The organism is Zarconia sp., assembly GCF_057467645.1.
In genome coordinates this window covers 1-24,281 of sequence record NZ_JBRJXU010000081.1, presented here as the reverse complement: position 1 = coordinate 24,281, position 24,281 = coordinate 1, and the positions used below count along the sequence as shown (strand labels likewise).

Annotated in this window: 17 protein-coding genes and 1 pseudogene; 13 read left to right on the top strand and 5 right to left on the bottom strand. The window is 50.3% G+C overall.

Annotated elements, in window-relative coordinates:
* Positions 1 to 191 precede the first annotated feature (191 nt).
* Both AC2215_RS12410 and AC2215_RS12405 read right to left on the bottom strand, forming a co-directional pair.
* Positions 192 to 2,597: a two-partner secretion domain-containing protein gene (locus tag AC2215_RS12410; RefSeq protein WP_486810317.1), complete on the bottom strand. Its 2,406-nt coding sequence runs from the start codon at positions 2,595 to 2,597 to the stop codon at positions 192 to 194.
* Positions 2,598 to 2,719: 122 nt separating this feature from the next.
* Positions 2,720 to 3,481: an MBL fold metallo-hydrolase gene (locus tag AC2215_RS12405; protein WP_486810316.1), complete on the bottom strand. Its 762-nt coding sequence runs from the start codon at positions 3,479 to 3,481 to the stop codon at positions 2,720 to 2,722.
* A 202-nt stretch (positions 3,482 to 3,683) separates the two neighbouring features.
* On the opposite strand from AC2215_RS12405, the gene AC2215_RS12400 reads away from it, so the two are divergent.
* From AC2215_RS12400 to AC2215_RS12375, 6 genes and pseudogenes are all read left to right on the top strand, one after another.
* Positions 3,684 to 4,439: a DUF1995 family protein gene (locus tag AC2215_RS12400; protein WP_486810318.1), complete on the top strand. Its 756-nt coding sequence runs from the start codon at positions 3,684 to 3,686 to the stop codon at positions 4,437 to 4,439.
* 65 nt (positions 4,440 to 4,504) lie between these two features.
* Positions 4,505 to 5,275: a metallophosphoesterase family protein gene (locus AC2215_RS12395; protein WP_486810315.1), complete on the top strand. Its 771-nt coding sequence runs from the start codon at positions 4,505 to 4,507 to the stop codon at positions 5,273 to 5,275.
* A 683-nt stretch (positions 5,276 to 5,958) separates the two neighbouring features.
* Positions 5,959 to 6,315, top strand: a pseudogene (locus tag AC2215_RS12390) (response regulator); the annotation flags it as partial.
* 410 nt (positions 6,316 to 6,725) lie between these two features.
* On the top strand, positions 6,726 to 7,448 hold the full coding sequence (locus AC2215_RS12385) for a nucleotidyl cyclase domain-containing protein (protein WP_486810314.1): 723 nt from the start codon (positions 6,726 to 6,728) through the stop codon (positions 7,446 to 7,448).
* A gap of 41 nt (positions 7,449 to 7,489) precedes the next feature.
* Positions 7,490 to 8,416, top strand: coding sequence for an ion channel (locus AC2215_RS12380; protein WP_486810313.1), 927 nt, complete (start codon positions 7,490 to 7,492; stop codon positions 8,414 to 8,416).
* 47 nt (positions 8,417 to 8,463) lie between these two features.
* Positions 8,464 to 9,306 carry a prohibitin family protein gene (locus AC2215_RS12375; protein ID WP_486810312.1) on the top strand — a complete coding sequence of 281 codons (843 nt, stop codon included), beginning with the start codon at positions 8,464 to 8,466 and terminating at the stop codon, positions 9,304 to 9,306.
* A 114-nt stretch (positions 9,307 to 9,420) separates the two neighbouring features.
* Here AC2215_RS12375 and AC2215_RS12370 read toward each other — a convergent pair whose 3' ends face one another.
* On the bottom strand, positions 9,421 to 9,654 hold the full coding sequence (locus tag AC2215_RS12370; protein WP_486810311.1) for a hypothetical protein: 234 nt from the start codon (positions 9,652 to 9,654) through the stop codon (positions 9,421 to 9,423).
* A gap of 324 nt (positions 9,655 to 9,978) precedes the next feature.
* Here AC2215_RS12370 and AC2215_RS12365 point away from each other — a divergent pair, with 324 nt between their 5' ends.
* Positions 9,979 to 11,688, top strand: coding sequence for a methyltransferase domain-containing protein (locus AC2215_RS12365; protein WP_486810310.1), 1,710 nt, complete (start codon positions 9,979 to 9,981; stop codon positions 11,686 to 11,688).
* A 156-nt stretch (positions 11,689 to 11,844) separates the two neighbouring features.
* Here AC2215_RS12365 and AC2215_RS12360 read toward each other — a convergent pair whose 3' ends face one another.
* Positions 11,845 to 13,614: a metallophosphoesterase family protein gene (locus AC2215_RS12360; protein ID WP_486810309.1), complete on the bottom strand. Its 1,770-nt coding sequence runs from the start codon at positions 13,612 to 13,614 to the stop codon at positions 11,845 to 11,847.
* A 287-nt stretch (positions 13,615 to 13,901) separates the two neighbouring features.
* On the opposite strand from AC2215_RS12360, the gene AC2215_RS12355 reads away from it, so the two are divergent.
* The gene (locus AC2215_RS12355) at positions 13,902 to 14,483 is read left to right on the top strand and encodes a Uma2 family endonuclease (RefSeq protein WP_486810308.1); all 582 of its coding nucleotides are present in this window, start codon (positions 13,902 to 13,904) and stop codon (positions 14,481 to 14,483) included.
* A 31-nt stretch (positions 14,484 to 14,514) separates the two neighbouring features.
* A complete protein-coding gene (locus AC2215_RS12350; RefSeq protein WP_486810307.1) occupies positions 14,515 to 15,576 on the top strand; it encodes an alpha/beta hydrolase in 1,062 nt (353 codons plus the stop codon).
* Between the two features lie 9 nt (positions 15,577 to 15,585).
* On the opposite strand, the gene AC2215_RS12345 is transcribed toward AC2215_RS12350, so the two are convergent.
* The gene (locus AC2215_RS12345) at positions 15,586 to 16,101 is read right to left on the bottom strand and encodes a hypothetical protein (protein WP_486810306.1); all 516 of its coding nucleotides are present in this window, start codon (positions 16,099 to 16,101) and stop codon (positions 15,586 to 15,588) included.
* Between the two features lie 152 nt (positions 16,102 to 16,253).
* Between AC2215_RS12345 and ilvA the strand changes: the two genes are divergently transcribed.
* From ilvA to AC2215_RS12325, 4 genes are all read left to right on the top strand, one after another.
* Positions 16,254 to 17,765: a threonine ammonia-lyase, biosynthetic gene (ilvA, locus tag AC2215_RS12340; protein ID WP_486810305.1), complete on the top strand. Its 1,512-nt coding sequence runs from the start codon at positions 16,254 to 16,256 to the stop codon at positions 17,763 to 17,765.
* 394 nt (positions 17,766 to 18,159) lie between these two features.
* Positions 18,160 to 20,145: a tetratricopeptide repeat protein gene (locus AC2215_RS12335; protein ID WP_486810304.1), complete on the top strand. Its 1,986-nt coding sequence runs from the start codon at positions 18,160 to 18,162 to the stop codon at positions 20,143 to 20,145.
* A 787-nt stretch (positions 20,146 to 20,932) separates the two neighbouring features.
* Positions 20,933 to 22,249: an ATP-binding protein gene (locus tag AC2215_RS12330; RefSeq protein ID WP_486810303.1), complete on the top strand. Its 1,317-nt coding sequence runs from the start codon at positions 20,933 to 20,935 to the stop codon at positions 22,247 to 22,249.
* Between the two features lie 281 nt (positions 22,250 to 22,530).
* A partial coding sequence (locus AC2215_RS12325; protein ID WP_486810302.1) for a tetratricopeptide repeat protein occupies positions 22,531 to 24,281 on the top strand: 1,751 nt, incomplete at its 3' end.

Here is a 24,281-nt window from a genome sequence, read left to right as displayed (position 1 = left end):
GAAGTATTCGCGCAAGGTTTATACCGAAAAAATGAGAAAGCTCTTCGATTACGTGACTCGCTCTTGTGACGATGAGACTTGTACGGTTTTGGCTGCTGCTTCTAAGTAGTGCGACTCCAACCACTGCCGTTGAGTCTGAACTCCAGTCGTAAGGGACTTGCGAATCAATGTTGACCCCTGGAGTGGGTACGTTATTTTCCCGAATTGTCTCGACAGGTGAAGTTCTCCGATGCATCTTCAATCTGGGCAACTAACTCCACTTGTCCCGTCTCGTTCCTCCGCCACCCTTGGGCTTCTACGAGGGCAGGTTCTGTCACCGAAGCATTTTCCACCCACTCTGCTGGGGGGTGAATATCTTCCAAAATCTCCAGACTATCCCTAGGTTCGTAAGGAATCGGAGGTAAGCCGCCTCGTCCGGAAGCAATAAACCGGCTGCTTTGAGTTTGGGAACAGGGATCGCCAAGGAGTCCGGTCACATCAACGGGATTGGCAGATAAGGGAAGCAATCCGGAGGCAGGATCGGCATCAGGGGTATTAAATTGAACTTCTCCTTGGCGGCCAAAGGTCGAACTGACGGTAATATCGCTTTCATCGGTGAGGCGATCGCGAAATTCGAGACCGAAAATACCACTGGCGGTAATCTCGATTCGACCCCCATCTCCCCGAAAGGCGTTGGCAGTCAGATCGCTATTTTCCCGAGGGACGGCCACCAACAGTTCGGAATCGATCGCCACGTTGCCGCCATTGCCCCCCGCTTGTGCCGTGCCTGCCGTGGTGGAAATATTACTGTTGCGACGCAGTTGAATGTCGGGCGATCGCAATTCGATATTTCCCCCTTGTCCGTTCGCCGTTTCGGCCCGGATTCTTCCCTGGGTATCCAGTTGCACGAAATCCGACGCGATGGCGATCGTCCCTGCATCCCCGGAACCTGCCGCACTCACGGTAATTTGGGCCCCCTGACGAATCTCCAATCGGGGAGAAACAACGGAGATACTGCCGCCGAGTCCCGTAGCTGCGGTGGTGACCCCTTCAAGACCGGAGACGGCTAAAATTCCCGTGGGGAAAGTGTTGCCATCTCGACCGATCAGCGAGATCGATTCCGTGGCGCGAATCGAGAGTTGTCCGCCATTTCCCGAAGCAAACGTCGAAGTTTCCACCCCGGCACCATCGCGAATCCTCAGCTGATGGGTGTCGATGTCCAAACTGCCGCCATTACCGGTGGAACCGCTGTTGGCGACGGCAAAGAAACCGCTAGAAATGGGTTGACCGTCATCGTCGAGTCGTTCCCCGGCAAGGTCGATCTCCGTCGCGCGCACAGTTAGGGTTCCCGCATTCCCGGAACTCAGGGTTGTGACAGCAACTTGCGCCCCCCCGGTGACGGTAAGGCGATCGCCCTCAATCTCAATATTGCCCCCGTTTCCCGTCGAACCGACCTCCGCCGTAGCTAGCAACCCGCTAATGGTTTGCCCGTCAGCGGAACTGCCTGCCAGTTCGATCTCTGCCGCCCGTACGCTTAACGTTCCCGCGTCCCCCACGCCTCGCGTCGAAGTTTGCACCTGTGCCCCATCGCGCACCGTCAGCCGGGGGGTTTCCAGGGTTAAATCCCCCCCTCTGGATGTTCCTCTCGAGGTGACGACGGCGAACAAACCGCTGGGAAACGAGCCGTTCGTACCGCCCAATTCGATCGATTCCGAGGCGATCGCATTCAGGGTGGGGGCGCTGCCGGAGGCGGTGGTGGCGGCAATAATTTGCGACCCTTCTGTAACCGTTAGATTCCGTCCCCGAATCGATACCGATCCATTGGCACCACTGGCGGCAACGAAAGCCGCATCGGTGAAACTCAAATCGCCAAAGGTCTCGGCGGTATCGTAATTTAGGGTATACCCACTAGAGGGCGAGCGATTCAATCCGACTGTACTATTGGCCCCAACGCTGCCCAATTCGATCGCCCCACCCTCGAGAATTGCCCGACCGCCGGGAAAGAGAATCTCACCCCCAACCAGCGCTAGGGTATTGCCCGATCGCACTTGCAATCCCGCAATATTATTGCTGCCATCTGCCGCCACCGATTCGTTTGCAATCTCCCCCGGATTCGCCCCAAATTGCAACCCTAGCGGAACGTTAATGATGAGTAGGGGGTCTGTTCCCGCGTCCGCGCTAAATTCCAATCCCCCCGCAAATAAAATCGATCGAGCGGTGGTTGCCACAAACGATCCCCCGACATCCAACCGGGCGTTCGGTCCAAAGATAATGCCATTGGGGTTGAGTAAGAACAGGCTAGCAGTGCCGTTCGATCGAATCAAACCATCGAGATCGGAAATCGCACCGCCAGTGACGCGGCTGAAAATATTCTCGACATCAACCCCATTCTCGAAAACAGCCGAACCGTTGGTGGGAACGGAAAATTCACCGAAGCTATGAAACAGGTTATCCCCAAGGCGATCGCCATCGGTAATGGTGAAATTTTGGCGATCGGGGGTGGTGACGGTGGTGGAGAGGGTGCCGTCGGGGACGATTTGCCCGTAACCGGGAACGACGATCGAAGCGCTCAGAATCAGGCTACCGACTGAGGCAATTTTGATTGAGTCATCAGTCATCACGCCACCTGGAACTGGATGCCTCTTCATGTGGTGATGAAGAGGACAAATTCCCCCTTTCCCCCGCTCGATCGGGTTTTGGATCGTAATAGTTGCACGTGGCGTTATTCATGTGGCGGTTGCTAGATCGAGATCGGTTCAAATCGCTCTCCAGGGGTGGGTTCCACCACCTGGGTTTTCAGGTGAGTTGCCACAAGTTTTTCCCGCAACTCCTGGGCGCTTCCCTCCTGTTGCAACACTTTTGCCAACACCCCCTCAAACTCCACATCACCGCCAGCGGCCGTAGGGAGAATCACTTGCGGTTCGAGCCATTGCGCCACTTCAACAGCAGAATCCCACCCTTGAATAATCGGACCCAGAAGCGGCACCTTCAAATTAACGACTGGAACCATCAACACATCGATCGAACCCGCTTCTTTGAGTGATGGGGAATGATAGCCGTGAGGTTCGTAATAGATGCTTTCGTTTTCCGAGAGCGATCGAAGAATGTAGCCATTTTCCACCAACAGGGGACCGATAGGGGAGCCGGGAACCGCTTCAATTTTGACGGTATCATCGAGGCTGAAGGTTTCGCCGTGTGCCAACGCCGTGACTTGCGTATATCCGAGGGATGTCGCCACCTTTGCCGCCTCCACCGAACCCACGACGGGAATACCGCGATCGAGTTTTTCCAGGGTGGGGGGATGAGCGTGATCGCTCAAACCTTGAGAAAGCAAAATCAAATCGAGATTCTCTGGAATCGCGCGAGGGGTGCGACGCTCACCTTTAAACAGCCAGTTCAATCCCCCAAAGACTAACGGTCCTACCAGCCACGGATCGAGAAGGATGCGTTTTTGGCCAATTTCAACGAGCCAGGAATTGCTATCGAGGTAAGTCAGATACACGATCGTCTGAGTAAAGATTACGGTTGTCTTTACAAAAGATAACGTAGAAAAGATGGTCTCGAACGCTTTCGACTGATTGGGATACCTGGAGGTCAATTTATCAAACGTTCATCTTGATGAGATTCTGATAAGTTTTTTCGTCGAGCCAATGGGAAACTCTATGATGGAAATAGATACTCAAAGAATTGTAAGTACCGTGTCGATGGTTGAACTGCCCAAAGATTTAGATGAAGCGATCGCCCAAGCTCAGACGGCGACAAAGGCGGCGATCGAGGATGGATACCGGCGATTGCTCGTAGAACTGGTGTTTCCCGAACTCAAAGCTCAACCCATCGCCGAACAATTTTTGCCCGTTTTTGCCGAACTGGGGATGGCACTGAAAGTTTTCTTTCCCGATACCGGAGCAGCCGCCCTGGCTCGTCGAGATTGGGGAGAGGTTCCTTTCAAAATTGCCGACTTGGGCAGTCGCCAAATCGCCATTGAGACTCTTTTAGAACCCGACGATGAGTGTTTTTTGATTGTCGAACCCTCACCGGTTGAGGTATCGAAAGTCGAACAACTGTGCCAACACGCCGGAGATCGACCGGTGGTCATGCTCTTACCCCGATTGGAGGATGTTTCGATCGTCGGGATTGGCTTGGCTGCCCGTCAGTTGCGCGAACGTTTTCTGTCTACTTTAGAGTCTTGTTACTACATTCAACCCCTCCAGGATGCATCTGTGTTTCGCTGCTATCCTTCTCCCTGGCAAGTGTTGCTCGAAACGGAGGAAGACACTTACGAGGTTGTTTCCCAAACCGCGACAAAACCCGTGGGTGAAGCCCTAGAGCGAATTTTAATGGGCGCGAGTGGAGAATCAGCAACCGGCGAAGAGAATCCGGACGCTTCCTCGGGACTTCCACGCAAGGGAAAGGGGTTTTTATCAGAGCTCAAACGTTTTCTGAAAGCTTTGAATCAGTAAGAGCGAGATCGGTTTGCTCTCGATGGCTCGCTCGCGGTATTGGCAAACAGGTTTGGTATTAGGGAATGACTCAACGACGGATTGTAATTGGTGACGTTCACGGCCACTACGAAGGATTGGTGCAACTGTTAGAGGAAATTGGAGCAGGTTCGGAAGATCGGGTTTATTTTCTGGGAGATTTAATCGATCGCGGACCCCAAAGCCGCCAGGTTGTCGATTTGGTAATGAACGGTCCCTATCAATCTTTATTGGGCAACCACGAACAAATGATGCTGGGGGCTTTTCCCAATGGCACGATCGACTATCCCGCTCTCCAAGCTTGGTTGTGCGGGGGCGGTTTGGCAACCATCGAGAGTTATCCCGATCGCTGCATTGATGCCAACCACCTCGAATGGATGCAAAGCCTCCCGATTTATCTAGATTTGGGCGATCTGTGGCTGGCTCATGCCGGGGTCGATCCCAAACTCAAACCCGAGGAGCAAACTGCTCGCGAGTCGTGCTGGATTCGCCACGAATTCCACAGCCACCCCGAACCCTATTTCCGAAATAAGCTGATTATTACCGGTCATACGATTACGTTTACCCTGCCGAATATCCAGCCGGGACAGTTGGCAGCTGGACCGGGTTGGTTGGGAATCGATACGGGGGCCTATAGCCCGAAAAGTGGCTGGTTAACAGCATTTGATGTGACCTACCAGCGCGTTTATCAGGTGAATGTTTTCGATCGGCGCACGCGCACCCAGACCTTAGAGCAAGCCATCGGACTGGTGAATCCTGCCGAAGTGGGACCGCGTAAATCGTCTCCCGTGCTGCGATCGTCGATTTCTGTGGCGTAAATTGCTGCCGTCGCGAACGATCGCAAGCGACCGTTGACAGGAAAGGCGAAGGAAACCCAGGAGGCAGGGGTCATATATTCTGCTGTTGGCACAGCCTGCGCAAAGCGCTTAGGAGGGAATCTAAGACCACTTCGCGGGCGGAACGAAGTGGATGGGTAATATCAAGTTCGGAGAATTCCTTACAATTAGGCGCCATTGCTAAATTTTGCTCTAATTTGCCCCCCACGCCTCCGAAGCTCACTTTCAGCCCAATTATAAGTGTTTAACCGAACTCGATCTCAGCCCGTATTGGGTTAATCTCCCGCGGGCATCAGAAGCCAGCGCTCTCTGGTAGAGGAGCTATGGCGAGTTCGCGAAACACTCATCTTTGTTTTCTGCACATCCGGCGTGTCAGTCAACTGCTCCTAGCGATCGCAATACCAGGTTTCGGTCGTAGCTCGAACGTCGAAATATAAAGTTTCGATCGAGCTATACTCAAATTTCAATAAAATCTTCCCAGTATCGGGATCGTCCCCGATTGCCGTGTGTTAACCTTCATGACACGGACTGAAGATGAAAATAAATTGCATCAAAATTGAACAGCTCGATTTCACATCCAATTGTGACAGACTAGCTTTTGGGGTTGTGAAAGTTTGTGCTTAGGGTCGCGGATACTTATTTCATCAATTCAAAAGGAGTAAGTCATGACGACAATCATGGTGGTAGAGGATAGTCTTTCTCAGCGCGAACTTCTCTCCTATATTATTCGTCGAGGTGGTTGGAACGTCACCAAGTTTCCGGATGGAATTGAAGCTCTCAAATCTCTAGATTTACAACTTCCAGATGCAATCGTTTTGGATGTCGTCATGCCTCGAATGAATGGGTATGAAGTGTGTCGCCGACTCAAAAAACATCCCAGAACCAAGCATATTCCTATTATTCTTTGTTCGAGTAAAGGGCAAGAGAGCGATCGCTACTGGGCGATGAAGCAAGGTGCAGACTCTTATATTGTGAAGCCCTTCCATGCCCTCGAACTCTTGAATTCTTTAAAAAATCACCTCGATCGGACCTCTCAAGGGGAGCGAGGTGATTTGCAAGAGACAATCTCCTATTGTCAGACCGCCTAAGATGATTCACTTTTTTTTATATTTTTGATGTTTTATTTTTGAATTTTTATTCAAGCCGTAATAATTATACCGATTGGATTGTCAATCGATTGAAATAATTAGTATAAACGGTCGAACTGTACGATCGGAGTTTATGTTTTGACAATTGAGAGCGACGCAACTTCTCAAAATCGTCAAAATCCAGATTGTGGTGCTCTAAATATACACAACTCAACCTCAAGATATATCCTTTCTAAAACAGCCTTATTTCAAAATTAGAAATAATGACTGTCAATCTGGTAACATCTGCCGTCAGTCTCCGGACATTGACGCTCGTTCTACATCTGAACCGAACTGCTACTTTCATGAGACCCTCCACTCCAAAGATACTGTTAGCCCCCAAGGTACAACCCACGCTCAAAGCCCCCCCTCCCCCGCCGCTTCTCGAACGAATACCCCAGATCGAGCCTCAGACGGCATCTCCAATTCCGCCGTTCAATTTTGCCCTCGATCGAGCTTGGCATCGATCGGTTCGAGACGGCGAAGTCCTCTCGCTCCTCTTACTTAAAATTGAGTACTGTCCGCATCGCAAAGCCAGTTGGAAATTCCGTACGAACGAACAACTTGGCCAGCAAGTGACTCGCATCCTGCAAGGTCATCTGAGTCATCGCGAAGCGCGAATTTTTCGCTACGCTCACCGCCGGTTTGCCTGTATTTTGCCCAAGACCAACGCATCAGAGGTCAAATCCATCTGCCATTTGCTACCCATTCCCCTACGTGCCATCGGAGTGATCCCAATTCTGGGGGCAACGGCGATTCAACCCACGGGTACTAAAGCCGATCCCGATTTTCTAACCCGAACGACTGAAGCCGCTATCTACCAAGCCAGCCATAAAAAAAGCCTGTGTTGCGTGCTCAACGCCACCGAACCCCAATTACTCGCCCAGAGAGTATATACCAAGCTCTCCCAAATGCCCAACCGCGATCGAGTCTGGAAGAAACTTTCAGAACGCGGTCCCAAATCGATCGAACCATTTGCCAAAGGCAATTGCGTTGCCACCCTTGCACGATCGGGCAAAACGAGATAAAACGTCAGAGCATCTGCCCTTTCTCCCCCTCGAGCGAACTTGTGAGTCGTCGCGATCGTTCTTCTAGCGCTCCTAAAACCCCAAAACCCCCAAACTCCCGGCGTCGAATCGCCCACATCGGTAACTTCGAGTTTGAGTGGTTTGGAGACTGGTCTTTCCACTGGAGCGATATTTATCAATGGCTGCTGATGACATCCTGGCCGAACTTCTTCGGTCTCATTGTCGGTGCGTATTTTGCCATTAACCTGCTCTTTGCCCTCGCTTACGTTGCTGGAGGGGATGGCATCGAAAATGCCGAACCCGGTTCCTTCTGGGATGCCTTTTTCTTCAGCGTACAGACGATGGCTACCATCGGCTACGGGGCAATGTATCCCAAAACGCCCTACGCGCATTTCCTGGTTACCATCGAAGTTCTCGTCGGTTTGCTGGCCGTGGCGATGGCAACGAGTTTGATGTTCGCCCGCTTTTCTCGTCCCACCGCTCGCGTTCTGTTTTCCCAAGTCGCCGTCATTTGTCCTTACAACGGCATGCCGATGCTGATGTTTCGCGCGGCCAACCAACGCCGTCACCAAATCGTCGAAGCGCAAATCCGCGTTCACCTCCTGCGATGGGAAACGACCCAAGAAGGGAATCGAATGCGACGGTTCTACGAACTAACCCTCGCGCGTGCCTACAGTCCGTTTTTTTTGCTTTCGTGGATGGTAATGCATCCGATCGATTCTACTAGCCCCCTCTACGGCGAAACCCGAGAATCCCTCATCGCCGAAGAAGCCCAAATCGTCGTCATGCTCACCGGTCTCGACGAAGCGGGGTCTGGGACCGTTCACGCCAGCTATCTCTACACCCCAACCGATCTGCTGTGGAATTATCGCTTTGTCGATGTACTCTCCATTTGTGCCAACGGCGCTCGTCATATTAACTATTCCCGCTTCCACGATACCCGACCGCTAACCAAAGAAAACTGGTAGCCTGAAATAGGTCTAATAATATATACGATCGAATAGGAGATACAACCTTGAGAAACGCACAACCGCAACAGAGTTGGCAAGCTTTAGTCGGTGGAGTTGCCGTCGCTTTTGCCGTTCTCATTGCCTTCAGCTCGTTTGTGATTATCAATCCCGGTCAAGCGGGAGTGATTAGTATTTTGGGAAAAGCGAGAGATGGGGCGTTGCTCGAAGGGATTCACGTCAAACCCCCTCTGATTTCCCAAGTGGATGTTTACGATGTGACGGTGCAAAAGTTTGAAGTTCCCGCGCAGAGTTCGACCAAAGACTTGCAAGACTTATCCGGTCGCTTTGCCATCAACTTTCGCCTCGATCCGTTGCGAGTGGTGGAAATTCGGCGTACTCAGGGGACGCTAGCCAATATCGTTTCGAAAATTATCGCCCCGCAAACTCAGGAATCTTTTAAGATTGCGGCCGCTCGACGTACGGCAGAGGAGTCGATTACCAAGCGTAGCGAACTCAAAGAAGATTTCGATACGGCCCTTGACGAGCGCTTGAAAAAGTACGGCATTATCGTTCTCGATACGAGCGTGGTGGATTTGAATTTCTCGCCGGAGTTTGCCAGAGCGGTTGAAGATAAACAAATTGCCGAACAGCAGGCGCAGCGAGCCGTCTACGTGGCCCAGCAAGCCGAACAAGAAGCCCAAGCCGAAATCAACCGCGCCAAAGGTCGTTCGGAAGCCCAAAGACTGCTCGCCGAAACCCTCAAAGCTCAAGGGGGAGAACTGGTGTTGCAAAAAGAAGCCATCGAAGCCTGGCGCGAAGGTGGCGCTCAAATGCCTAATGTCTTGGTCACTGGCGGTGAAGGTGGCGGCGTACCCTTCTTGTTTAACCTCAAAGATTTTCAGGGTTGAGCGACCTAAGGAGACACTGAGACGACCCGAAGACCCACCGGACAGCTACGGTCGTTTCAAGTGAGAGTGAGGGGCGCGAAGCCCAAAGCACTCTTCGGGGCGATCGCGCTATCATCAAAGGCGATCGCCCTCAACAATATCCCCTTCCATTAACGTCAGTTTTGGATAAGACTGTTTCAGGTGAGGGCGGGGAATGGGGTCGGGGGGAATGGGGATAGAGTACTTTGCTCCCGAGCAACCAGATGTCGCCAGTGTTGTCGCTTCGCTCTCAAGAGGCAAGACGGCCGCCCGAACGTCACCCAGGGTAGGCATCCCGGCGAGGTTGCGGTAGCAAAACTGACGTTCCATTAGCCATCGGCGCTCAAATCAAAAATCAAATCGTATTTTTATGCCGAAGTCATGTATTTATAAGCAGTTCGCCCTTATATCTGTATAGATACACATTTTCAGTCATGGGGAAAGGGGTCGGGGGGAATGGAGAATGGGCAAAACCTATTTCTTCTGTTGTGTAAATAAACCAGCGCGAAGCGCTACATTTTCCCTTTCGCTTTAACCGTTCGCCCATTTCTCGCAGATGTCGATTGGGGTCCTCGCTTACTCTCCCTTGATTCCCCCGGTTCTCACACCGGGTTGCCATTCCAAACACGCAAATCTTAAATCTAAAATTGGCTCATGACAGCTACCGGAAATTATTTCGATCGCGTAAATCGGAACCTACTCAGAATGATTCCTGTCGATGCCAAAACCGTGGTCGAGGTGGGTTGCGGTACGGGAGCGTTGGGAGAAAATTACAAACGGATCAATCCCAATTGCAAGTATATCGGTATTGAGGTGAACGCCGAGGTTGCCAAAATTGCTCGCACTCGTCTCGATCGGGCAATTTGCGTCAATGTGGAAAAATGTAATGACGAGCGGTTGAAAATAGCGCCGGGAAGCGTGGATTGTTTGGTTTACGGGGATGTCCTCGAACACCTCGTCGATCCCTGGCGCGTCCTCAAACACCAAGTTCGATGGCTCAAACCGGGAGGGCAAGTGGTCGCCTCCATCCCCAATATCGGACATTGGAGTATCATTCAAAATTTGTTGCGGGGTGAGTGGCAGTATCAGGATGAAGGATTGCTCGATCGCACCCATTTACGCTTTTTTACCCTGAATACGATTCAAGACCTGTTTACCCAAGCGGGTTTGAAAATCTACTTCCAAAGTAAAAGCACCGTCGATGGCGGGGACGAGTTCGAGAAGTTTAAAGATCGGATTGCACCGGTGGCGGAGGCAATGGGTTTAGACCTCGCGGCGGTGGCCGATCGCAGCCGCGCGTTTCAGTACCTCGTGGGTGGTGTCAAAGCCCAAACCCCCGTCCGTCCACTGTTGATTCAAACCCTGATGATGGCCCCGGTGGCGTGCGATCGAGTTCGAGTCCTCGAACCGGACCAGTTTGCGGCGACGATTCCCGGCGTGCGACCCGTTTCCACCACCCAGTCGGCGGCGCTGAATATTGCCGGCCCCAGTGAAGAAAAAGTCTTTATCTGGCAGCGGGCGATTCTCCAACCGGATGCGGGTATCGTCCGGCAGCAAAATTTACTCGCGCGCGGTTACTTAATCGTGGCGGAAATCGATGACGATCCTACGCGATGGCCGATTCACCCGCAAACTGACTTTTTTACCTTTAAAAGCTGCCACTGCGTCCAAACCTCTACCGAACCCCTAGCCAAGTTCTTGCGCCAGCACAATCCTTACGTGGCGGTGTTTGCCAACCAACTCGGGGCGCTTCCATCTCCGATTCCCCCGAAGAAGGACAAACCGGTGACGGTGTTTTTTGGGGCGCTCAATCGAGAAGCGGACTGGGCACCGTTGATGCCGGCAATTAACCGCGTGTTGGGCAAATATGGCGATCGGGTTCAGGTCAAAGTCCTCCACGACCAAAAGTTTTTCGATGCTCTGACGACCCCAAACAAGACCTTCGAGCCGTTTTCTCCCTACGGTCGCTACAAAGATATCTTAGTAGAGTCCGATGTGACCCTGTTACCCCTCGAACCGAATCGATTTAACAGCATGAAATCCGATTTGAAATTCGTCGAATGCGCGGGACATCAGGTGGCGGTGCTGGCGAGTCCGACGGTGTACGCAGGGTCGGTACTCGATGGAAAAACGGGATTAATTTATCGATCGCTAGAGGATTTCGAGACTAAGTTCGATACCCTCATCGGCAATCCCCAGTTGCGGCAAACCCTGATCGATAATGCTTACGAATGGGTGAAAAAGAATCGGATGCTTTCGGGGCACTACCGCCAGCGACGGGACTGGTATTTGGAAATGCGCGATCGGCTACCGGAGTTGAATGCGGCGTTGCGATCGCGGGTTCCTCAACTCTTTCAATCCTAGGGAAGGAGGAAGGGGGAAGGGGGAAGGTGGAATGGGGAATGGGGCAAAGATATTAGGGATCTGCAGGAAAATAACATACCAACCGTAGGGGGAATGCGGCCGTTGACCCATTTGGAGGAGAAGTCTATCGATTTGTCTAAAGTTCAAAACCCAGGCTCATTCCCCCGAAGTCAAAGCAAACTCATCGAACTTCACCACTTCAGAATCAGGCGATCGAGTATCGAAGTAATAGCTACTCACCGTTCCCGTGCCGGTATCTAAAATACTAAATGCGGTAATGTCGTTACTCGCAAGATAGGGTAACGGTCGATTTTGGTTATCGAGTAGGGGGGCGAGGTTGGGTACGATCGCCTCTTTACCATTGGGATCGCCGATGGCTACATAGTCGCGATCGTCGTTGGTTCCGGGGGGAACGGGACGGGGATTTCCCTTCAGATGCGCCCCGTAGCTATTCCCCACATTCGAAGATTCGAGAAAGTGCATTCCCCCCTTTCCTAGGAAGCGATTCCAAAGATGGGAATGACCGTAAAAGACCAGTTGCACGTTTGCCGATTCGAGGAGGGGAACTACATCGCGAATCAGATAATCGTTACGGCGAGGATATTCGTAGCGAATCGCCTCGATTTTTCCCTGGCTGTCGCGATCGATGGCTTGTACTGGATCGGTGAAGGCGGGCATTCCATTGCCCCCGAGGGTATGGGGGGGATGGTGGAACATGACGATTTTATACTTGGCTTCGGCGAATTCGGGGCTGCTGAGTTCTTGCGTCAACCAGCGATATTGCCAGCTTCCTTCGTCGATGGGTTCAAAAATATGTTGTCCGTAGCCCCACTTTTCCGGTTCTTGCAAATCTTCGGGATGTTCTTGATATCGACCTCGGGTCTTGGGGGCCGGGGGTCGCCAGATATGGGTGGCGTACAGCACCACTAAACGAATATCCCCAAAGGTGACGGCATAGTAGGGGGAATCCTGGGGTAGGGAAAAGATTTCTTCGTAGGTATCGCTATTATAGGAAGCGTCTTTGAGCTTGTCGAAATTCCGTTGGGGGTTGATGCCGGCATCGGTGAGGCGTTTGGCGGCCACCCAGGAGGGAATCGCATCGCTAAACTGCTCGTTGAGACCGCGTTCGCTGGAAAATCGCCCCATGACTTCGTGATTGCCTATGGCGGGAAACAGCGGCGCAGACTGAATCAACGCCCCGCCTCGGTAGCGGGTGAGAGCGCCTTCTTTTTCCAGTTCGTAGTCGGCGCGTCCCTGAAGGCTGGGAAAGAACGCTCCCCCTCTGCTATCGTCGAACCATTCGGAGGCGCGATCGGGAATATTGACCAGATCGCCAGCCAGGAAGACCGCATCCACTTGACCGATGGTTTCTGCCACTTTTTGCAAGTTGGCGGCCGTTAGGGGTTTGAGTTGGTGATCGGAGGTGAGGAGAATTTTCTGGGGTTGTCCCGGTTCGGGGGCAGCCGATAGGGTAAACGTATCGCTGTCGATGGCACCCCCATCCTCTGCGATGCTGGTGACGCGATAGGGAATTGGCGTTGCCGAACTCAGTCCGGTAATTTGGGCTTCGTGGCGCCAAATCGCGCGGGGGGTGGGTTGGGAAAAAGCCGTGCCGTCACCGGCTTGAGTGCCGATGTAAGACTTGCCATCTTCGCGGGTGCGCGACAGTTGCGTTGTCTGAGCGATCGCTTTTTGTTCCAGGTTTTCCCCGTAGGCGACGGTATGTTCTTTTCCGGCAAATTCCGTGAACCAGACCACCCGAACTGAAGTTCGATCGGGAAATTGTAAAAACGGATCGCTCAGGAGACGGGGTTTAGGAGACATCGATCGAGATAGGTATATATATAGGTAGGCATAGATAAATAGGAACAGTAGCACGAACCCGATGGCGCGAATCCACTGGTTTGGATTCAGACGGTATTGCATCGTCACTAAAACGGGTAGAGATGAGTCGAGATGATGGTGCGTACCCAATGGTGCTTGTCAGCCGCAGCTATTCTACTACAGGACGATGACGACCGGGTGATGACTTCAGCGTGGGCTTGGGAGACAGGTGGAGAGTAAATGGACAATTGACAATTGACAATGGGTCAGTTGCGACGATCTTCTTATCCCCCGATCGACAAGAAAGTACTAACAAACGATGGCGAAGCGCTATAAGTAGAGAGACAGTCGAAGTGATTTTGGGTTTACCCGATCGAAGGTGATATAGAATGCTCGCACCAACTGAAGAACAAGTTTATACTCCCCAAGAATATCTGGCATTTGAGGTGGGTTCTCCCGAACGCCATGAATATATTAACGGTGAGGTTTGTCTGATGACGGGTGGTACGCCAAATCATAATAAAATTGCAGGTAATTTTTATGCGGCGCTCAATTTCTCTTTGAAGCGTCAACCTTACCAAGTCTTTGTCACCGATCAACGATTGTGGATTCCTGAAAAAAAGATTTATACCTATCCCGATGTGATGGTGGTTCAGGGAGAGTTACAGTTACAAGAAGGACGAAAAGATACGATCGTCAATCCGCTGTTGATTGCTGAAGTTCTTTCGGAATCGACTCGCAGTTACGATAAAGATGCGAAGTTTGCCGCCTACCGCACGATTCCAACCCTACGGGAATATTTACTCATCGACCAATACGAAATCTCGATCGAGCAATACGTCAAAACCGATCGCAAATCTTGGTTGTTTTCCGAATATGGTGAATCTGATGAAGTTTTCGCGCTCAATTCGATTCAATTTGAAATGGCGATCGAGGATATTTACGATAAGGTTGAGTTTTTCTCCGAATAGAATATTCTATGAGTAATGATTTTATTTAAAAATGATAAGAATTAAAAAAATCGTTCAGTCAATGTTTGCTGTTTGTGTTTTCCTTCAAATCTCAAGCTGTGGACGCTCCTCAACTCAAACACAGCAATCCGAGTTCGATTGTAATTGTCAGCTGGCACCGGAAGGTGAGGTGTTTTTAGAAAAACGAGCTTCTTCTCAAACGAATTCCAATCCATCCATTCCAGAAGTACGTCAAGCCGTTCGAGACAAACTCTTGCGAGAGCAAGGGGAAATTGTTGAAGTTGCAAAGGTTGAAGATCGGAAAATTCCTGGATTAGTTGGTGAAATTTCGATTCGGATTTATACCCCAAAAGAAGACGGAAAATTTCCTTTTATATTATTTTATCATGGCGGCGGTTGGGCTACCGGTGATTTGGATACCCACGATAATATTAGCCGTATTTTAGCTAAAAAAGCCAATGCAATTGTCGTGGCTGTAGACTATCGTTTAGGACCCGAACATCCATTTCCAGCGGCCCTTGATGATGCTTATTCCGCTTTAACTTGGGTTGCCGAACAAGGAAAAACTATTAATGGAGATCCGTCTCGAATTGCTTTAGTTGGAGATAGTGCTGGCGGAAATATTGTTGCGGCAGTTGCTTTGAAAGCGCGGGATGAAGGACAGTCAGTGGTGGACGCTCAGGTGATGTTTTATCCCGTGATGGATCTAAGCCAGATGAATAATCGCTCCTATCAATGTTTCGATCGAGGGTATGCTTTATCAAAAGCGAGTATGGAGCTATTTCGGGATGCTTATACTTCAAACGAACAAGATTGGCAGACTCCCTATGCTTCCCCGTTATTAGCTCAAAATGTAGAAAACCTCCCTCCAGCATTAATCATTACGGCTTCCTGTGATGTTCTCAGAGATGAGGCAGAGCAATATGCTCAACGATTGCAAGAGGCTCGAGTTAAAGTCACCCTTTCTCGTTATCCAATGGTGCATGGTTTTGTCACGAAAAATGTGTCTCTCAACACCTATGCTCAGCAAGCTTTGAATGAAGCAGTAGCAGTAATTAATACAGAGTTTAGTACCTCAAAAACGGGTCAGTAAGTTTTGAAACTAATATTTATAGATTTGAACGGCAAATCCTTCCCTAGATATTAAATTTTCTGCCTTAATTAAATCGAGTTCCATCGGGCGACAAAGGATTTTTTGCATCTCGATCGAGAAATCATCCCAATATGCTGCGGCGACTCGAAAGGAAAACTTATAGTCTTCTAGAATAAATCCTATATTATTTCTGATAAGGAAAGGAAGATTATGCAAAGTATATCCTACAGAGCGTACTGCCATAATTCGATCGGATATCCAGAGGCGTTTTAATTCATGGGTGCCCATATCGATTAAATTGAATAACTTTTGGTGAGGTTCCGAAAGCTCGCTTACTCTAGGTGGTAAAAAATATGGAGATAAAAAATTATCCTCTTCCTGGGCGATCGAATCCAGATTAGCATCTGAAGTTTCTACGATAAAATCATCAGTATTTTTAACAATATCTAAAATGGTAATTAATCGATCGAGGATAAATTGTGTATTCTCAAATGCATAACGACTGTAATGAAATGCAGTCTCCATCAGTCGGGTACTGTCGATTAACATCTAAAATTATCTCTAAAAAAAATTTAATCCTTTACTTTTACTTTTCGTTAAGCAAGTATTCGGTGAAGTCAATGAAGGCACGCAAGTAGCGGTAAAATAATAACCCATCCGCCCCTTGCATCTGACCCATGTATTGCGACTATCTCGTACAAATTCTCACCGCCCGCGTCTACGATGTCGCCCGAGAAACGCCCTTAGAAGTTGCCACCAATCTCTCCACGCGACTCAACAACCGACTCCTCCTCAAGCGGGAAGATATGCAATCGGTTTTTTCCTTCAAGCTGCGGGGGGCGTATAACAAAATGGCGCATTTGCCCCTCGACGTTCTCAACAGAGGCGTCATTGCCGCCTCTGCGGGAAATCACGCCCAAGGAGTCGCCCTCAGCGCCAGCCAACTGGGAACTCGGGCGATTATCGTCATGCCGGTGACGACACCCCTCGTAAAAGTGGATGCAGTGAAGGCACGGGGGGCGGAGGTGGTTTTACACGGGGAGACTTACGACGAGGCTTGTGCGTACGCCCGCCAACTGGAAGCCGAAAAAGGCTTAACCTTCGTTCACCCCTTCGACGATCCCGATGTGATTGCCGGGCAGGGGACGATCGGAATGGAGATTTTACGCCAGTGGCAGCAGCCCATCCACGCGATTTTCGTCGCTATTGGGGGTGGGGGGTTGATTTCGGGGATTGGGGCGTACGTGAAGCGAATTCGCCCGGATATCAAGATTATCGGTGTGGAACCGGTGGATGCCGATGCCATGTATCGATCGCTCAAAGCTGGGAAGCGGGTACGATTGCCCCAGGTGGGATTGTTTGCTGATGGGGTGGCGGTACGGGAAGTGGGAGAGGAAACCTTTTGGCTGTGTCAGCAGTACGTGGATGAGATTATTCGGGTGGATACCGATGCTACCTGCGCGGCGATTAAGGATGCTTTCGAGGATACCCGATCGATTTTAGAACCTGCCGGGGCGTTGGCGATCGCCGGAGCGAAAACTTACGTCGAACAGACGGGGATTCAGGGGGAAACTCTGGTAGCCGTGGCTTGCGGGGCAAATATGAATTTCGATCGCCTCCGATTTGTCGCGGAACGGGCGGAATTGGGAGAACGCCGCGAAGCCATTTACGCGGTGAAGATTCCGGAACAACCCGGCAGTTTGAACCAGTTTTGCGAGTGTTTGGGGAAATACGAATTAACGGAATTCAGCTACCGGATTGCCGATGAGAAAGAAGCCCATATTTTTGTAGGAGTTCGCATTTCCGATCGCGCGGATGGGGCATCCTTAGTGGCGAAATTAGAATCGTCGGGTTTCAAAACTCTTGATTTAACCGATGACGAACTCACAAAGTTACATTTACGGCACATGGTAGGAGGGCGATCGCCCCTTGCCCACAACGAACTCTTTTACCGGTTCGAGTTTCCCGAACGTCCCGGCGCGTTGATGCGGTTTGTAGCGTCTATGAGTCCGAACTGGAATATTAGCGTGTTTCACTATCGCAATAATGGGGCGGATTACGGACGGATCGTGGTTGGAATTCAAGTGCCTCCCGACGAGACGGAAGCGTGGCAGGAATTTTTGGAAAATTTGGGTTATCGCTATTGGGATGAAAGTCAAAATCCGGCGTATCAGTTATTCTTAGGATAGATGGAAGTGGGTTAGCGTTCTGGGTAACTGAATTATCCAAAACTCGATCGAGCTGGGGGAAAGGGGAAAGGTTAAAGGTTAAGGGGGAAGCATTAGACTGACGAACCGGATGTTGAGATACTTCAGAGGATAAACCCGATCGCGTCAGTTAAGGCGGGAATCAAATTGAAGCACTCACAATTTCGATCGAATATCTTCCATCTAAAATCAAAAATATAAAACCCAAAATATAAAATATAAAATCTCTAAGAACCTTTCGGGATTGTTGCAGGTTCCCCCGAAATAAGATACAAAACTTCCCTCCCCTGTAAGGTTCATGCGATCGCCTCGACTCTCAGTTGTACCCAATCCCCCTGCTAGGATAACGGCAAGTGATGTTTCTTCCCCGAAAAGAGTGGGCTGGAATCGGCAAGTTTACCAACGTCTCAAACTCGCATTCAAACTCGGTTTGCGCCGGCAGATTTTTATCGCCGTTTGCGACGATCTCACACGGCGAGATAGTTTAGCAGCCCAGTTGCAATCGGAATTGGGGGTAGGTTCAGACTCTTCGCCACCCTGTTTTGTCAGTCTGCGCCTAAATCTGAGCGATCCCGATCCCATTTCTCAGGTGAATCGCTGGTTGAGGCAACACCATCTACCGTTGCGATCGAAAACTGGATGCGCGATACCGGGATTTCAAATTTTGGGGGTGGAACAACTCACCCGACAGCCGGCGGCGGTTCAATGGTCGTTTTTAAATGGATTGCGCCAAATCCCCACCTATTTACCCCGTTGGGAACCCAGTTTGCTGCTGTGGGTATCGCGTCCTTGGCTGCATTCGATCGAGCAATCGGCACCGGAATTCTGGCGTTGCTGTACGGGGATTTTCGAGTTTCAGGGAGAACCCACCAGACGAGATGCGCCGGATGTGACTGCCCCGAAATCCGCAACCAAAATACCTTCTAAACCCCCGAAAAAATCTAGCCTCGAAACTCCCACACCAACCTCCAAACCCGCCGATTCTCCCATTACCCCAGATCTATCCTTCTCCCAGGTCGATCGAGAATTAGCCGAAGGGGTGCTGATGACGCTGGATTTGGCGCGCGCCGCTACCTGGGAACCCCTGCGACTGTTGCAGCACATCGAACGCCTCCATCGCCAGGAGTCTTCCGCCACGGAACTTGCCGATGGGTATCAAACTCTGGGAAACCTGTATCGCGATCGCCTCAATCGGGGGAATGCCTCGCCACTGGAGATTCGCGTTGCCATTTGCGCCTATACCCAGGCGATGGAATATCTCACCGGGGAAACCTCACCCGCTTCTGTAACCACTTCTGACACGACAACCCAAAAAACTATTACGATCGCAACTGAGCTGGGAACGCTGTACGGGATGCTGTCGCGGGGGGTTGCGAAACCGGAGGAACAGTGCCGTCATTTGCAGCAAAGCCTGGAATTCGATCGAGCGGTTCTGGCGCAAATCGAACCCTCCCACTCTCTCTGGATGCGGGTGCAGCAACATCTCGGTGGCGTGTATGCAGATTTGGCACGCTACGAGGATGCCGCTGAGAATTTAGAGAAATCGGCGATCGCCTTTGAGGCAGTTCTGCGCTGCCGGGATATCGATGGCAGTGGCGATGGCGATCCGATGCAAGATGCCGCTATCCACAATAGTCTCGGCACCACTTACTGGAGTTTGGCGCAACATCGAGAACCCCTGCGACACTTACAACAGGCGATCGCCGCTTACAACGAAGCGCTGGAAATCTATACCGATCGAAAAAATCGTTCCCCAAAAAATGCGATCGACTACGCCATGGTACTCAACAACCTCGGCACTGCATACTGGATGCGATCGAGACAGGAGAATCCCCAAGAGAACCTGCTGCTGGCGGTGGATGCCTATCGCAAAGCACTCCACTATCGTACCCCCGAAACCCTCCCCATCGGCTGCGCGGCAACCCAGAATAACCTAGCGACGGCGTACTGGCATCTGGCGCGACGGGGGGAAACGGAGGCGGAGACGGCAGAATATTTGCAACAGGCGATCGCCGCTTACGAAACCGCCGTTACCGTGGCGGAGTCGGTGGGGGAGAAAGCGCTACCTTTCGATCGATTTGCCGCTCGCAACAACCTGGGATTGGCGTACTATCAATGGGTGACTCATCCCCAGTTCGACGGTACTGCCGAAACCCGCCAGCAGCATCTAGAAGCCGCACTGCAGCATCACCTGGTGGCATTGGAAGGATGGCAGGCACAGCCGGAACGCTATCAAACCGCATTAGATTACGTCGTGCAAACTATTCGCGCCTTTTACAACGATGGAGATATTCGAGGGCAAAATTTAGCGTTTTCGAAGCTTCCTAGTGGGGTTTTGCCGCAGGTGATGGAGCGATTGTAGTTTTTTAAGTAATAAGTAATAAGTAATAAGTAATAAGTTTTTGAAGATCGGGTTTGGGTTCGGAAGTTTTGTAGAAATTTTGGCTAAAGGTCGAAACCTGGATTATTGGGTGGGTAGTTTTTGGTGTATTAGTTAAACTTGTATACAAGTTATTAAACTGCCCATTTTACCAATTTAGCCGAGCGCAGTTTTCAAGTCAGTGAGGTACGATCTTGACTCTCAACGCCCTCCTTTGTCAGAAAAATTTAGGTATATCGTCTGTACCTCATCTCTTCAAGCAGCGCTACAAATCAAGCGAATTTTGAGCCAGGATTCAGCAGCCTTAAAAGATTCTCCTCTCGTTGCTCTGAAACTAGATCCCCCTCCCGTCCCCCTTCTTAAGGGGGAAGCCATAGGAAGCTGGCGCTGATTTATTTATCCCGAAGCCAGAGGATGCTGGTGCTGATTTATTTATCCCGAAGCCAGAGGATGCGCGCGCTGTTGATTTGTCGGGGACTGTTTCTAGTTCCCCCCTTTTTAAGGGGGGTTAGGGGGGATCTCAATCTGTTAAATCTGAACTCTTACATTTATATCGATATATTTTTTTGATGATAAATTAATAATATTTCGACCCTATTAAATTATCCATTAGACACAGATTTATATCAATTTTAATAGCGGCATTTACAGAGTAGAAATCAAAATTTGCTATCCTTAAACGATTGCCCTAAAATCACATTTTCAAGAAAAACGCTATACTCAAAAAAACTTATGACTTATTACTTCTAACTTATTACTTAACTCCCCCATGCCCGATCTCATCGATAATCTCTACAATGCCTTCGATCCCTCTCAACCGCTACCAGCGAACGACCCGCGCTACGTGGACTTTCAGGCGGTGCGGGGGGATACGGATGTGCGGGTGGATGTGGGGAGTAGCATCCGGCGTTCCCGGCGAATGACTTGCCAGCTTTATACCGGGCATCGCGGGGGCGGAAAATCGACGGAACTGCGGCGATTGCGAGCGTATCTCATCGAGCAGAACTTCCACGTCGTTTACTTCGAGGCGGATGAGGAGGATATCGACCCGGAGGATACCCAGTATACCGATATTCTCCTGGCTTGTACCCGGCGTTTAATCGAAGACTTGAATTTTGCTAAACCCGATCCGTTGTTGAATTGGTTGCAGAGTCGGTGGCAGGAGGTGAAGGAGTTAGCCCTGTCGGAGGTGCAGTTCGACAAGATGACGGTGGACATGCAAATTTCCCAGTTTGCTAAGCTGACGGCGAATCTGCGTACCGTTCCCAGCCTGCGCCACGAAATTCGGCAAAAAGTCGAATCCCATACGGTGACGTTGCTCAAAGCTCTGAACGAGTTTATCGGCGAGGCGAAAAAGAACTTGCCCGATGGGGAAACGCAACTGGCGGTGATCGTGGATAATTTAGATCGGATCGTGCCCGTGCCGCAAGCGAGCGGACAGCTCAATCACGAGGAGATTTTTCTCGATCGCAGCGAACAGTTGCGCGCCCTGAACTGCCACGTCGTCTATACCGTGCCAATCTCCATGGTTTACTCCAAACGGGCGACGGATTTGATGGAAATTTACGATAGCAATCCCAATATTTTGCCCATGGTGATGGTAAAGTCCCCCGAGGGTGAAGAAAACGAACCGGGATTGGCGAAAATGAAAGAAGCGATCGCCCGACGAGTGAAATGTTTTGCCCCGAAGAAGGCTTTGGTGGGGGATATCTTCGAGAGCGAGGAAACCCTGAACGGCTTGTGTTTGATGAGTGGGGGACACGTCCGCAATTTGATGCTGCTGACTCAAGAGGCGATCGGGCGTACCGTCGAGTTTCCCATTACGGCGCGATCGGTGCAACGGGCGATTACCCAAGTGCGCGACACCTATCGCCGCACGGTACAGGCGGGACAGTGGGAGTTACTCGCATCGGTGGCAAAATCGAAGCAAATCGAAAACTCCGACGAATATCGCCCCTTGCTGTTCAATCGCTGTTTGTTGGAATATTGCTACTATGACGACGAGGGGGAATTGCAGCGCTGGTACGACGTACACCCGTTGATGGATGGGATTCGGGAATTCAAGGAGGCGGTGGCGAAGCTGTAGCTGTCAGCCATCGGCGTTCAGAATCCACATGAAGTTTCGGTAGGATGCGTTAGACGGCAGTAATTTCGGTACATAGTTTGAATATCAAAATCCGTCGTAACGCATCATGTTATAGGCGTATTCAGTCGTATTAGGAAATCAATAGTGCGAGCATCTTGCTCGCGTTCGCAAAAATCGTATCAGTGGAAATGTCCGCGCCCTAATTGAATACAGCTATAATCCACAACATCCAGAACGATCCGTCGAACACATCCTACGGGTACGAAACCGGAGCAATTCAGATGAGTTCCCAGTCAGAACCGAACCCAAACCCCTGGCGAAAAACCCAGCCAGAACCCATCGACTGGGATCGAGATTTGCCCCCAGCGACGGCAGAGGAAGAATACGCTGCCCTCAAAGCATCACTGCGCCGCAATCGCGGGTTTGGGTTGCTCTTCGCCCAATGTTCTCCCGCAGGGGCAACGGAACTTATCGAACGAGTGGGAGAGGATTTGCCCCAGAAGCGGATGGGGGTATTGAAGTTAGACTCAGCAACCCAGAATGTCTACGAAGCAGTGCGGCAGTTTCTTGGGGAAAAAGATGTGGAGATTCTGTTCGTCACTGGGTTGGAAGCATCTCTCTATGCTTACGAGGAAGAGAAACGCAAAGAAGGCTGGCAGAGCGATCGCATTTACGGCTATAGCTGGGAAGGGGTTCCTCCGGTACTGCGCAACCTGAATCAACAGCGCGATCGATTTCGAGATAACTTCAACTGCTGTTTTGTCTTTCTGTTACCTCGTTTTGCCATCAACTATATTATTCACCGTGCCCCAGATTTTTTTGATTGGCGTTCCGGTATATTCGACCTACCGATGAACACGCAAGCTCTTCAACGAGAATCTGTCCGAATCCTTAACGAGAGGGATTGGCAAAAATATCACGAGTGGACGCAGGAAGAACGGTATAAAAAACTGAGCGAGATTCAAGCTCTAATCGAAGAAGAAGAGCAGACAGCAGAACGCAAAGCTTTTTTATGGTTTAAACGCGGTTTGATATCGACGGCTGTGAAAGAATATGAGAAAGCTGTGCTCAGCTATGATAAAGCTCTACAATGTCAACCGAATAACAAGTCAATCTGGAATCTTCGGGGTAGTGCTCTATCTCGCTTAGAACGTTATAAAGAGGCAGTGGTCAGCTACGACAAAGCCCTTGAACTTCAACCCAATGATAAACTCACTTGGAGTTCTCGAGGCTTAGCTCTATCTCACTTAGAACGTTATAAAGAGGCTATAGTGAGCTACGATGAAGCCCTCAAAATTCAACCCAATGATGAACTCACTTGGAGTTTTCGAGGCTTAGCTCTATCTCACTTAGAACGTTACGAAGAGGCTATAGTGAGCTACGATGAAGCCCTCAAAATTCAACCCAATGATGAATTCACTTGGAACTTTAGAGGCTTAGCTCTTGATGTTTTAGAACGTTACGAAGAGGCTATAGTAAGCTATGACAAAGCTCTCACGCTCCAACCTGACTTCTATATAGTCTGGAAAAATCGCGGATTGACTCTATTTAACCTGGGGCGTTATAAAGAGGCTATAATGAGCTATGAAAGAGCTCTCCAACTTCAACCCAATGATGAATTCACTTGGAGCTTTAGAGGCTTAGCTCTTGATGTTTTAGAACGTTACGAAGAGGCTATAGTAAGCTATGACAAAGCCCTCGAACTTCAACCCGACTTCTATATAGTCTGGAAAAATCGTGGATTGACTTTATCAAATCTGGAAAAGTATGAAGAAGCAGTTGTTAGCTACGATAAAGCTCTCCAACTTCAACCGAATGATGAATTTGCTTGGAATCTTCGAGGCAATATTCTGTCGGACTTGGAGCGTTACGAAGAGGCTATAGTAAGCTATGATAAAGCTCTCACGCTCCAACCTGACTTCTATATAGTCTGGGACAATCGCGGATTGATTTTATCGAATCTGGAAAAGTATGAAGAAGCAGTAGCCAGCTACGATAAAGCTCTCCAACTTCAACCTGATGAGTCGGCAAT

Bases quoted from the DNA above. Each gene is read 5' to 3' on its own strand.
- AC2215_RS12410 (WP_486810317.1), bottom strand. From the start codon at position 2,597: ATGACTGATGACTCAATCAAAATTGCCTCAGTCGGTAGCCTGATTCTG.
- AC2215_RS12400 (WP_486810318.1), top strand. From the start codon at position 3,684: ATGGTTGAACTGCCCAAAGATTTAGATGAAGCGATCGCCCAAGCTCAG.
- AC2215_RS12395 (WP_486810315.1), top strand. From the start codon at position 4,505: ATGACTCAACGACGGATTGTAATTGGTGACGTTCACGGCCACTACGAA.
- AC2215_RS12385 (WP_486810314.1), top strand. From the start codon at position 6,726: ATGAGACCCTCCACTCCAAAGATACTGTTAGCCCCCAAGGTACAACCC.
- AC2215_RS12370 (WP_486810311.1), bottom strand. From the start codon at position 9,654: ATGGAACGTCAGTTTTGCTACCGCAACCTCGCCGGGATGCCTACCCTG.
- AC2215_RS12365 (WP_486810310.1), top strand. From the start codon at position 9,979: ATGACAGCTACCGGAAATTATTTCGATCGCGTAAATCGGAACCTACTC.
- AC2215_RS12360 (WP_486810309.1), bottom strand. From the start codon at position 13,614: ATGCAATACCGTCTGAATCCAAACCAGTGGATTCGCGCCATCGGGTTC.
- AC2215_RS12355 (WP_486810308.1), top strand. From the start codon at position 13,902: ATGCTCGCACCAACTGAAGAACAAGTTTATACTCCCCAAGAATATCTG.
- AC2215_RS12350 (WP_486810307.1), top strand. From the start codon at position 14,515: ATGATAAGAATTAAAAAAATCGTTCAGTCAATGTTTGCTGTTTGTGTT.
- AC2215_RS12345 (WP_486810306.1), bottom strand. From the start codon at position 16,101: ATGGAGACTGCATTTCATTACAGTCGTTATGCATTTGAGAATACACAA.
- ilvA (WP_486810305.1), top strand. From the start codon at position 16,254: ATGTATTGCGACTATCTCGTACAAATTCTCACCGCCCGCGTCTACGAT.
- AC2215_RS12330 (WP_486810303.1), top strand. From the start codon at position 20,933: ATGCCCGATCTCATCGATAATCTCTACAATGCCTTCGATCCCTCTCAA.